The organism is Rufibacter ruber, assembly GCF_014138425.1.
GTDB lineage: Bacteria > Bacteroidota > Bacteroidia > Cytophagales > Hymenobacteraceae > Nibribacter > Nibribacter ruber_C.
In genome coordinates this window covers 180,173-190,810 of record NZ_JACJIQ010000010.1, presented here as the reverse complement: position 1 = coordinate 190,810, position 10,638 = coordinate 180,173, and the positions used below count along the sequence as shown (strand labels likewise).

Below are 10,638 nucleotides of genomic sequence, written 5' to 3'. Positions count from 1 at the left end.
GTTCGGTTTTGACAAAAGCCACTTAAATAACAAGGACAAAACAGACTGTGTCCTTAACTTCGGCAGAATCGCAGCATAAACTGTCCGAAGTATTGCTGGAAAACTGCCCTAAAACAGATACAGGCTGGCCCGGCGGGGCCGGAGCTTGCGGGGATCTTTCTGTTTTTGCGCTATTTTTTGGAAAACAGCCCTAAAACGCCCAACTTCGTTGCACCTATGGTAGCCATTGTATCTCTTCTAGACGCGCAACATTCTGACCAACTGAACCGGCTGATCTTTGAGCTGGAGCGGGAATTTGGGCTCAAGGGGGTGCAGATGACCCCTTACCCGCACATCACGTGGCTCACCGTGAATGACGGAAGCCTCCATAACCTGCAGGAGACCCTGGGGCACGCGGCGGGCATCTGTTGCAAGTTCAAGGTCAGAACCACCGGCCTGGGCCTCTTCCCGGGCGAGAAGCCAGTCCTGTTCATACCGGTCCTGCGCACCCCGGCCGTGAACCGGTTCCATGCGCAGCTGTTTGAGGCGGTTGGCCTGATCTGTCAGGAGATTGGCTCGCATTATTACCCAGAGACCTGGGTGCCCCACCTCTCCCTGGCCCTGGGCGACACGTCCCCTGAGGTGGTGGCCAAGGCTATGGCGTACCTGAACCGGGAGCCGTATAATTGGCAGATTGAACTGGATAACCTCACGCTGCTCACCAAACACGGCGAACTGTTCCTGAAAGACGGGGAGTTCCCGCTGGTGGGCACAGAAGAAGGCGCCGCCTTTAAACTTACCAAGTCCTGATTTCCGCTGGGCCTATAGGATTTCCTGTTTTGGGGCTGATTTCTGAAAAACAGCCCCAAAACAGGAAAAGACTGCTATCTGTACGGAGACAGGCATCAGTAAAATTCACTTAACGTTGGGTTTGCAGTTCCCTTACTTTCTCCTGCAGGATCTCCAGGGCCAAATCAATGGTGGCTTTGTGGGTTCTGAAGGAAAGGATGGCAAACCGCAGCATAAAGTCATCGCCTAGTTTGGTAGAGGAGAGAAAAACGCGCCCGTCTTGCTGCACCGCCTGCACCAGCCGCTGATTGAAGGCGTTGGCGTCAGCCCCGGCAGCCGGCAGGTACCTGAAAATCACCACAGACAGCGCTGGCGCCGCCGGTGTTTCAAACCCGGTAAGCTCCTGAAGTTTGGCGTAGGCGTATTGTGCCAGCAGCAGTTTCTCTTCCAGGGCGCTTCTAAACGCCGCCACCCCGTGCAGTTGAAGCGGGAGCCACAGCCGCAGCCCCCTGAAATGCTTGCTCAGCTCCGGTGAAAGGTCTGCGGGGGAGTATTCCTGGTCTGCTGCCAGGGCATCTTGCATGTAATTGGCCGAGTAGTAGTGGGTTTTGGCCAGCTGCTCCCGGTCTTTGATAAGTACGGCCCCAGACCCGTACGGAATAAACAACCCCTTATGAGGGTCCATGACCACTGAGTCTGCCTGTTCAATCCCCCGTAAAATCTCTTTGCCAGACGGGGCCAGCGCGAAGAATCCGCCGTAGGCGGCGTCTACGTGAAACCACAGCTGGTGCTGTTGGGCAACGGCTGCCAGTTCAGGGAGAGGGTCAACGGCCCCAACATCTGTGGTCCCCGCTGAGGCCACCAGCAGCCATGGGGTTAAACCCGCCGCCTTGTCCTGTTCTATGACCGCCCGCAGCGCCTGCGGTTGCATGCGGTAACGGTCATCCATGGGGACCAACCGGATGGGACACTCCCCTAAACCGGCTATGCGCAGTGCTTTGTTCAGGCAATGGTGGGTATGGCTGGTTAGGTACACCACCGCCTCTGGAACAAGGCGGGAAGTTATTTGCTTCGCATCTCGGGCGGTGGCCAGGGCAATCAGGCTGGCAATGCTGCCTCCGGAGGTGAGGTTGCCAGCGGCCTCTGCGGGAAAGCCAATGGTCTCTGCCATCCAGCGCAGGAGCAGGTTCTCCATTTTCACGGCACCGGGGGCAGAGTAGAAGATGCCAGCGTATTTGTTGGCCACGGCGGCCAGATAGTCCCCCAGCCCGGCATAGTACAGCCCGCCTCCGGGTATATAGCCCAGATGTCCGCCAGAGGCGGAATTGATACCCGGGGTGTCTACTTGGTGTTGGAGTACCTGCAGGGTCTCTGCTATAGGCTTGGGCTGCTCGGGAATGGCAAAAGGCGCCAGGCTGTCATGCGTTTCTGAACGGGGAACAAAAGCCGGTGCCTCAGGGAGGGCTTCCAGAAAGTGCTGGGCATACCGTTCTACTGCCTGTTGCATGGGAAACCGGTGTGAAGCGTCTGGCTCCAGAAGAAGAGCGTGCTGCTCCAGTTCCTGGAGACGGGCCTCAAGTTGGGAAATAGACATGAATTGGTTTTTCTGGCTGCTAATCTACAGCAAATTATAAAAGGTTTTGCTGTGGCCTTGGCTCTAATAGCCAAAAAAGACCCTTTCCCTTGCCGGTACAGGCAAGGGAAAGGGTGGCAGGGTGAGAAAGGGGAAATAGGTTAGTTTGAAAGGGAGTTGTCGCGCAGGTAGCCTTTCCGGAAGACTCTGTACTGGTCAAAAATGGTTCTTACCGCCCGGTTCAGGTAAGCTGTGTTTTCAGCAGACTTGTCAGCGAGCACGCCAGAGGTATAGCCTTGCCAGACGGCATTCTGCTTTTTATGGTCCAGCAGCGTCACCAGCAGGGTACCCTGCGACATGAACATCTTCACCGGCCGGTAAGGGTCATGTTCTTTAGCGGGCTCCTCGTTGTTCACCAGCCAGATGTCAAACTCTTCCTGCTCATAACCTTTCATGTTGAGGTCATTGAAATACAGGTAGTAGCTTACCAGCAGGTCAGGTTTCTTTTCTGTAAACTCGTACCCCTGAATTTCCAGCCTCTCTTTGATAAACTTCTTGAGGACTTCATAGTTCTGCGTGGTGGCGCTGTCCTGCTCTGAGGCGTGGGTGACAAAATTGAAGGTTTTGTATTTGTGGAAGGTGCCGGTATAGCTGTAGTCAGACCCAAATTTACGGGCCTTAAACATCATGCAGCCATTCAAGCCAAAGACCAGCAGCAGAAGCACAATGGTAGATACGTAGTAAAGCTTTCTCATTTTTTTGACCTTAGTGTTAAATTTCTGTACCTCCGTTACTTACGGTAGTACCTTCCAGGAAGGTTTTAAAAAATTATAAGAAAAGTAAAATTCTGTAGAAATACGGGAGCGCCCCTTTTCCTGGCGGTGTTTTAAAAGATGAAAACCTGCCTTAAGACAAATTAGAATACCTTAGATGACAGCTTTTCTTTACGGGGTAAGGTTTGCCAGCCCCGGAAAAAACCTTCAGTAGTCTCTTTGGCTAGCGGGGGAGCATTCCCCGTTATGTCATTTGCCTGGTCCTATGTTCCTTTAGTCTTATAAAAATCAGCAACCAGAGAAGATACTGAAAAAAAAGCTGCGTAGGTTGCTGAATTAAAGCTACTTAGATTTGACTGAAAAACAATAGCCAGACAGGTGAATCTGCGGCGGGCATAAAAAAAGCGGGACGTTTTGTCCCGCTTTTGGAAAAAGTAAGCCGGAAACGGCTGTTACTTGTCTAGTACAATGGCGAAAATCAACGGGGCCACAATGGTGGCATCTGATTCAATAACATATTTAGGCGTATTCACCCCCAGTTTACCCCAGGTGATTTTCTCATTCGGCACGGCGCCTGAGTAAGAACCGTAGCTGGTGGTAGAGTCAGAGATCTGCGCAAAATAGCCCCACAACGGAACCCCCGTACGCTGCAGGTCCTGGTGCAGCATAGGCACCACGCAGATAGGGAAGTCACCGGCAATACCGCCGCCAATCTGGAAGAAACCAATGGTAGACTCCTCGGTGGCCGTTTGGGTGTACCACTCGGCCAGCTCCATCATGTACTGGATACCGGTTTTCACGGTATGCACATTCTTAATGTCGCCGGAAATGACGTGGCCGGTGTAGATGTTGCCCAGGGTAGAGTCTTCCCAGCCCGGTACAAAAATTGGCAGGTTCTTCTTGGCGGCCTCCAGCATCCAGCTGTTCTTAGGGTCTATCTGGTAGTGCTGCTCCAAATCACCAGAGAGCAGGATCTGGTAGAAGAACTGGTGCGGGAAAAAAGCTTCACCGGCCTGGTCAGCTTTCTGCCAGTATTTCAAGACGGTGTGCTCCAGGCGGCGCATGGCTTCCTCCTCTGGAATACAGGTGTCTGTCACGCGGTTCAGGTGGCGGTCCAACAGCGCCTGCTCGTCTTGCGGCGTCAGGTCACGGTAGTTAGGAATACGCTCATAAAAATCATGGGCCACCAGGTTGAAGATGTCTTCTTCCAGGTTGGCGCCCGTACAGGTAATGGCCTGCACTTTGTCTTCCCGAATCATTTCAGCCAGAATAATTCCCAACTCTGCGGTACTCATGGCGCCCGCCAGGGTGATCATCATCTTTCCGCCGTCATTCAAATGCGCTTTATAACCTTCAGCGGCATCAATCAGGGCAGCGGCGTTAAAGTGCTTGTAATGGTCTTTCAGGAACTGCGTTACCTTCATTTCTTGTCTTTGTGTGTTAAAAGTGATGTGGTGAAATTCTATCGCTTTATAATCTAGGGTGATTACAAGAGGCAAACATCCTAACCCAGTGGTTAGTTCGGTTTTTCTATGATGAAATTGTGGTTGGTGTAAATGCAGATGTCGGCGGCAATGGTGAGCGCCTCCCGCACCATTTCCTCAGCGGTGAGGTGCGGCGCGTGCTTTTTCAACGCCAGGGCGGCCGACTGGGCATAGGTGCTGCCAGACCCAATGGCCGCTATCTGGTAGTCGGGCTCCAGAACATCACCGGTGCCGGAAATAATGAGCAGCTCCTCTTTGTTGGCTACCACCATCATGGCCTCCAGCTTGCGCAGGTACTGGTCTTTGCGCCAGTCTTTGGCCAGTTCAATGGCGGCGCGCTTCATGTTGTTGCCGTAGGCGTTGAGTTTCTCCTCAAAGCGCTCCAGCAGGGTGAACGCATCTGCGGTGGAGCCGGCAAAACCGGTAATGATTTTCCCGTCCTGCAGCTTTCTGATTTTACGCACGTTGCTTTTGGCCACATATTTATCCATAGTGGCCTGCCCGTCTGCCCCAACGGCTACTTCGCCGTTATGGTAGATGCCCAGCACGGTGGTTGAACGTATTTTTACCATAAGTGTCTTTCCTGTTCTCGTGATACGTACGTTTACGCACGCAATTGCCGCGAAACTACGACAAACTTTTGGAAATCACGAGCACCCTATCCCCCGGGGCGTTTCTGACCTGTTTTTTAGAAATTAGCCCCAAACCGGGTGGTAGGTTTTCCAACTTATTCCTTTATTATTGTCACTTCCCCCTAAAGGGGAGGAGCTGACCGAAGATTACTTAGTAAAAAAAATAAAAAAGTTATCACCAAACGATTTGCTGTCTCGCTGGGATTTTTACCTTTGCAGGCTCCACTGTTGCAAAAAACCACCTAATCTACTATGAGTCGTTTAAACCTCCTTGAAGAAACCCGGTATGAAAAGCTTCCGGTAACCGTTTTCCCGGATCAGCATGATGCCTCCAGAACAGTTGCCAGACGAATTGCGGAGCTGATCAGAAGAAAGCAGCAAAATGGGGAGAAAACTGTTTTAGGACTGGCTACCGGTGCCACCCCGGTGGGTGTCTACGCAGAGTTGGTGCGCTTGCACCGGGAAGAAGGGCTGAGCTTTAAGGATGTGATCACCTTCAACCTGGACGAGTACTACCCCATGCAGCCTACGGCCAAGCAGAGCTATGTGACGTTCATGAACGAAAACCTGTTTGACCACATTGACATTGACCGCAACAACATCAATATTCCTGACGGTACGCTTCCGTTAGAGGAGATACCGGCGTTCTGTCTGGAATATGAGCGCAAGATAGAGGCGTTAGGGGGGCTTGACCTGCAGGTGCTGGGGATTGGTCGTACCGGTCACATCGGTTTCAACGAGCCAGGTTCTGCGCCTAACTCCGGTACCCGTCTGGTAACACTGGATGACCTGACCCGCCGTGATGCTTCGCGTGATTTTGGGGGGAAGGAAAACGTGCCCACCAAAGCCATCACTATGGGCATTGGTACCATTTTCAAAGCCCGTGAGATTGTGCTCATGGCCTGGAACGGAAAGAAAGCCTCTATCATCAAGAAAGCGGTGGAAGGTGAGATTTCCAGCGAGGTGCCGGCCACGTATCTCCAGCTCTCTGACAATGTGGAGTTTGTCTTGGATCAGGATGCGGCTTCAGAACTCACCCGTTTTGATACGCCGTGGCTCACCAGAGACTGCGTATGGGATGAGCAACTGACCAAAAAGGCAGTGATCTGGCTGTCATGTGAGGTGGGCAAACCAATCCTGAAACTCACTGAAGAAGACTACAACAACCACGGTATGGCCCAACTGGCCGTAGACCGTGGACCGGCCTATAACATCAACATTGACATCTTCAATAAACTGCAGCACACCATTACCGGCTGGCCGGGTGGTAAGCCCAATGCAGATGACTCTGAGCGTCCTGAGCGCGCCTTGCCGGCCCAGAAACGGGCCATTGTTTTCTCGCCGCACCCAGATGATGATGTGATCTCCATGGGGGGGACGTTCATCCGGTTGGTAGACCAGGGGCATGATGTGCACGTAGCGTATCAAACCTCAGGCAACACCGCGGTGTGGGATGATGACGTGCTGCGTTATATGGAATTTGCCATTGACTTCAACAAGAGTATTGGTGATGATTCAGGTAAACTGACTTCTATCTATGAGGAGATGCGTTCTTTTATTGAGCAGAAGCAGCCGAACCAGGTAGATACGCCTGAGATCCAGAACGTGAAAGCCTTCATCAGAAAAAGTGAAGCCATTGCGGGCGCCCGCTATGCCGGTCTGGAAGATGACCACATCCATTTCCAGGCGTTGCCTTTCTATGAAAGCGGCAAGACCAAGAAGAACCCGGTAACCGATGCAGATATTGAGTTGACCATGCAGTTGCTGCAGCAGGTGAAACCCCACCAGGTGTTTGCAGCCGGTGACTTTGAAGACCCGCATGGCACCCACATTGTCTGCTTCAATATTATTGTGGAGGCCCTGAGAAGACTCCGTGCCAATGGTGAAACCTGGGTAAACGATTGCTGGCTTTGGATGTACCGCGGGGCGTGGCATGAATTTGAGACCCACGAAATTGAAATGGCGGTTCCGCTTTCTCCGCAGGAAGTACAGCGCAAGAAAGCCGCCATCTTCAAGCATCAGTCGCAGAAAGATACGCCGGTATTCCCGGGTGATGACGCGCGGGAGTTCTGGGTACGTGCCCAGGAGCGTAACCGCGAGACCGCCCGCCGGTATGACCGCCTGGGCCTAGCCGATTATGAAGCCATGGAAGCGTTTGTGCGCTTTAAATTCTAATCCTTTCCCTAAATCCTGATCTGTCCGGAGCCGCTTCCAAGTATTGGGGCGGCTCCGGTTTTTATGGCTGTTTTTGGCCTGTTTTCAGAAAAGCAGCCCGGAAACGGCTTTTAGCCCCTTTTCAGGTATTTGGTGATGCAGTGCACAGCGCCAGAATGTTCGGCAAACGTGTGGAAGTCTGGGAGCAGCTGTACCTCAAACCCCAGCGACTCCCAAAGCCGCTGGTTTGCCTCATCGGTTTTCTTCAGGTTTTCCCAGGCCCCGCAGCCGTAAGACGGCAACCACACCCGCTTTTCCTGGTCACTGACAATCTCCACCAGCGCATTGTTGGCCGTGGCAAAATACCATTTCCGCTCACATTCCTCCTGATCATCTACGTACGTGAGCGGCAGCGGATTCCGGTAGACTTTAAAACCGGCCTTCTGCAGATTTCTGGCCACGTTGTCAAACACGTTCACCATGGCATGGCGGGGCAGAGGCTCTCCTAACAGATCTGCCGCTAGTCTGGGGTCACCCACCAACAGCTGATACTGCCCCTGCGCATCTCGGCCGGCCAGCGAGACAAACATATCTATGTGGAACAGCGGTTGCACAGATCCCTCTTCGTTCTTCATGTAATAATGCTCCTTCCACTCCTTGCCGTCTTTCTGGAAGGTGCGGGTTTCCTGCTCAGGAATGGGAACCGTGCTGCCCAAAACCAGCAATTTTCTGCGCTTGTCCAGGTACTGCTGAAACAGCTTTTTCACCGCCTGCGCCCGCGTCTCGCCGGGCTGCAGGGTAACCATGTCGCCAATGTACTGGATGGTCTCTACCGGGTAATCCGCTCCCAGAAAGAAGAAGTCATCGGCAACCAGTATGTTCCCACCTTCAAAATACAGGGGCGCCTGGGTGTGCCGGTACCCAACTGCTGAAGCCAACAGATCAGCCAGGTAGGCGTCACCGCTGCGCAAAAAGGTGTGGGGCTCCAGAATGTAATGGTCACCGCTCTGGCTGTCTTTTCCTACCGCAATAGGGTCCTGCGCCCAGATGGTGAAATCAATTTGATTGTCAACCGCTAGTATGCGGCAACGGCGGGTGAGGTTCGCCTCCTGTAAGAGATTTGCCAGCAGGTTGTTTGTTCTGCGGTGGGTGGCCAGCGTGAAGTGAGTGTGGGCGGGCAGCGCCAACATCAGGTGCCGCATCCGTTCCCACAGCGGGTTTTCCTGCGGGTTCTCCAGCGCGTAAGCCGGTAGGCAAAGCAACAGGTCCAGAATTCGGCCGTGGGCCGAAGAAATCAGGGAGGGGGATGGGGGCGGCGTCTCAATGAGCCAGTCCATCAGGAGAATGGAGAGGGCGGTTTTCTGTTTCCCGTGCAGGGAAATGTCTTGGCTGGTCTCATTTACCAGCGCATTCACTTTGGGGTAATGACGGGTCTTGGACGGGTGTTGGGTCATGGGCAAAAAGGTTGTACTAGCCTTACGCGCAGGCAAGGGAAGATTGCTGATTTTATGTTTATGATTCCGTTTTCGGTTCCATTTTTAGGGGGTGAACACGCCCGGCGTTAAGAAAAAGGGAAGCAGGGTACACAAAAAATGAGATTTCACTTTTGTGTACCGCAAAACGTCCTTACATTGACCACACCATTGTGAACCCTTGGTTTCTTTACTCACCTATACCTTTAATTGTTCACTGGTGTGACCCAAACCTGTGGCCAAATGCGTAAAACTCTTATTCTGTTCCTTACCCTCATGACTCTTCTGGAAACGCAATGCCAGTCTTCCAAACCCGCTGAAACCAGCCGGGCGGTAGAGGTGGCCAAGCAAGCGTTTGAACAACACGCCGCCTACAAAGAAGCCGCTCTCCAGGACCGCAGGTTCAAGCACAAAGACATTGTACCGCTGCTGGAGCAGCTCAGGCAGAACCGGCTGTTTCAGGTGCAGGTGGCGGGGCAGTCAATAGAAGGGCGGGATATCTATCTGGTAAAAGTGGGCACGGGCAAGACCAAGGTGATGCTGTGGTCCCAGATGCACGGTGATGAGTCTACGGCCACCATGGCGTTGTTTGACATCTTCAATTTTCTGCAGAACCCGGGAGAGCTGAAAGGGCTGCGGGATGAAATCCTGACCAATAACACGCTCTACATGGTGCCCATGCTCAACCCAGACGGCGCCGAAGTGTTCCAGCGCCGCAACGCCCTGGACATTGACCTGAACCGGGACGCGCTGATGCTGCAAAGCGCCGAGTCCAGGCTACTGAAAAAGCTGCGGGATGAGATTAAGCCCGAGTTTGGGTTCAACCTGCATGACCAGAGCCGGCTGTACACGGTTGGCACCACCGCCAAACCCGCCACCATTTCTTTTCTGGCCCCGGCCTTTGACCATGCCCAGACGGTGAATGAGGTGCGGGGCAGGGCCATGCGCACCATTGTGGGCATGAACGAAGGGCTGCAGCAACTGGTGCCGGGGCACGTGGCCAAGTACTCAGACGCCCATGAGCCCCGCGCCTTTGGTGACAACATCCAGAAATGGGGCACCAGCGTGATCCTGATTGAGTCTGGGGGTTACAAGGGTGACCCGGAGAAACAGTACATCCGGAGGCTGAACTTCGCCACCATTCTATCAGCGTTACACATCATTGGCACCGAGAGCTACGCGCAGTACAACCTGGCTGACTACTTCAAGATTCCCCAGAATGAGCGGTACCTGTATGACCTGGTGATCAAGGATGTCTGGTACAAGGAAAACGGCAAAGATGCGCAGCTAGACGTGGGCATTAACCGGTATGAACCCGCCTCAACTACTGCTAAAAAAGGTTTTTATCACCGCAGCGCCGTAGAGGAGATAGGGGATATGAGCGTGCATTACGGGTATGAGGAGATTGACGGCCAGGGCATGACCTTGGTGCCGGGCAAAGTCTATGACAAACCCTTTGCCACTATAAACGAGCTAACCCCGGCCCGGGCCAAACAATTGCTGGCAGACGGCTATACCACGGTGCGCATGCAGAATCTGCCCACGCAGGCAGACCCGGAAGACCTTCCGTTGAACATCTTAACCACCACTGGCAGGGTCAACCACGGGCTGGCTTTGTTCAGGGGAGCCAATTTTGTGGTGAAAGACAAAGAGGGGCAGGTGCGCTATGGCATAGTCAACGGCTTTGTCTATGACCTGCAGGGCGAAAAACCGCAACTCTTCCACGGACTGATTCTCTAATATATGATGCGTTTCTGGGCTGTTTTTCTGAAAACAGCCCAG

At 53.2% G+C, this 10,638-nt stretch carries 8 protein-coding genes; 3 read left to right on the top strand and 5 right to left on the bottom strand.

What is annotated here, in order from left to right; all coding sequences use genetic code 11:
* The first annotated feature begins 216 nt into the window (after positions 1-216).
* On the top strand, positions 217-789 hold the full coding sequence (locus FHS90_RS13345) for a 2'-5' RNA ligase family protein (RefSeq protein ID WP_066831420.1): 573 nt from the start codon (positions 217-219) through the stop codon (positions 787-789).
* A gap of 109 nt (positions 790-898) precedes the next feature.
* Here the strand turns inward: FHS90_RS13345 and FHS90_RS13340 are convergent, their stop codons facing one another.
* From FHS90_RS13340 to hslV, 4 genes are all read right to left on the bottom strand, one after another.
* A complete protein-coding gene (locus FHS90_RS13340; protein WP_182513396.1) occupies positions 899-2,362 on the bottom strand; it encodes a pyridoxal phosphate-dependent decarboxylase family protein in 1,464 nt (487 codons plus the stop codon).
* Between the two features lie 140 nt (positions 2,363-2,502).
* Entirely contained in the window at positions 2,503-3,096 is a 594-nt protein-coding gene (locus FHS90_RS13335; RefSeq protein WP_066831411.1) for a DUF4136 domain-containing protein, read from the bottom strand.
* 470 nt (positions 3,097-3,566) lie between these two features.
* Positions 3,567-4,538, bottom strand: a complete 972-nt coding sequence (locus FHS90_RS13330; protein WP_182513395.1) for a deoxyhypusine synthase family protein — start codon at positions 4,536-4,538, stop codon at positions 3,567-3,569.
* Between the two features lie 92 nt (positions 4,539-4,630).
* A complete protein-coding gene (hslV, locus tag FHS90_RS13325; RefSeq protein WP_066831404.1) occupies positions 4,631-5,170 on the bottom strand; it encodes an ATP-dependent protease subunit HslV in 540 nt (179 codons plus the stop codon).
* 312 nt (positions 5,171-5,482) lie between these two features.
* Here hslV and nagB point away from each other — a divergent pair, with 312 nt between their 5' ends.
* Positions 5,483-7,405: a glucosamine-6-phosphate deaminase gene (gene nagB / locus FHS90_RS13320; RefSeq protein ID WP_182513394.1), complete on the top strand. Its 1,923-nt coding sequence runs from the start codon at positions 5,483-5,485 to the stop codon at positions 7,403-7,405.
* A gap of 110 nt (positions 7,406-7,515) precedes the next feature.
* Here nagB and FHS90_RS13315 read toward each other — a convergent pair whose 3' ends face one another.
* Positions 7,516-8,838 (bottom strand): hypothetical protein, encoded by a 1,323-nt coding sequence (locus FHS90_RS13315; RefSeq protein ID WP_182513393.1) that lies wholly within the window; start codon positions 8,836-8,838, stop codon positions 7,516-7,518.
* A gap of 261 nt (positions 8,839-9,099) precedes the next feature.
* Between FHS90_RS13315 and FHS90_RS13310 the strand changes: the two genes are divergently transcribed.
* A complete protein-coding gene (locus FHS90_RS13310) occupies positions 9,100-10,596 on the top strand; it encodes a M14 family metallopeptidase (RefSeq protein ID WP_182513392.1) in 1,497 nt (498 codons plus the stop codon).
* Positions 10,597-10,638: the final 42 nt, after the last annotated feature.

Bases quoted from the DNA above. Each gene is read 5' to 3' on its own strand.
- FHS90_RS13345 (WP_066831420.1), top strand. From the start codon at position 217: ATGGTAGCCATTGTATCTCTTCTAGACGCGCAACATTCTGACCAACTG.
- FHS90_RS13340 (WP_182513396.1), bottom strand. From the start codon at position 2,362: ATGTCTATTTCCCAACTTGAGGCCCGTCTCCAGGAACTGGAGCAGCAC.
- FHS90_RS13335 (WP_066831411.1), bottom strand. From the start codon at position 3,096: ATGAGAAAGCTTTACTACGTATCTACCATTGTGCTTCTGCTGCTGGTC.
- FHS90_RS13330 (WP_182513395.1), bottom strand. From the start codon at position 4,538: ATGAAGGTAACGCAGTTCCTGAAAGACCATTACAAGCACTTTAACGCC.
- hslV (WP_066831404.1), bottom strand. From the start codon at position 5,170: ATGGTAAAAATACGTTCAACCACCGTGCTGGGCATCTACCATAACGGC.
- nagB (WP_182513394.1), top strand. From the start codon at position 5,483: ATGAGTCGTTTAAACCTCCTTGAAGAAACCCGGTATGAAAAGCTTCCG.
- FHS90_RS13315 (WP_182513393.1), bottom strand. From the start codon at position 8,838: ATGACCCAACACCCGTCCAAGACCCGTCATTACCCCAAAGTGAATGCG.
- FHS90_RS13310 (WP_182513392.1), top strand. From the start codon at position 9,100: ATGCGTAAAACTCTTATTCTGTTCCTTACCCTCATGACTCTTCTGGAA.